This is a genomic window from Streptomyces millisiae (genome assembly GCF_031845425.1).
GTDB classification, from domain to species: domain Bacteria; phylum Actinomycetota; class Actinomycetes; order Streptomycetales; family Streptomycetaceae; genus Streptomyces; species Streptomyces millisiae.
In genome coordinates this window covers 1-448 of sequence record NZ_JAVREM010000314.1, presented here as the reverse complement: position 1 = coordinate 448, position 448 = coordinate 1, and the positions used below count along the sequence as shown (strand labels likewise).

Here is a 448-nt window from a genome sequence, read left to right as displayed (position 1 = left end):
TCCCCTACTGGCCGGGGCAGGAGCCCGGGGGGCCGTAGGCGGCCCGTACCGCGCTCCGGGAGCTCGTCCGGGCCGCCACCCACCGGTACGCGACCCACGGGTAAGGCGAACCGGTCATTCTGGTCCACGCGGCGACCGCGCCCAAAGCGGTCCAGCGCACCCTGCCCGCGCTCCCCGGCCCGCTGTGGGTGCCGAGCCTGTACGCGGCCTGGGCGGCGAGCGCCGCCGTGACCGCCGCCTACGCGCCCCGCGGGGCGGCCCCGCTCGCGGAACCTCTGACGGCGCGGGAGGCTCAGGACGTGTTCGCGCGGGCCGCCGCGCACGGCGACGACCACACGATCAAGTTCACCGACACCGCGCTGGACATCGGCGACGCGACCGCGCTCATCGCCGCCGGGCGCGCGATCGCCCTGAACCCGCCGGCCTGGTGACCCGCGCCGCAGAGGAA

1 pseudogene is annotated in these 448 nt (G+C 77.2%); it reads left to right on the top strand.

Features of this window, described 5'->3' with window-relative positions:
• A pseudogene (locus RNC47_RS36845) lies at nt 1-431 on the top strand (questin oxidase family protein); the annotation flags it as partial.
• Nucleotides 432-448: the final 17 nt, after the last annotated feature.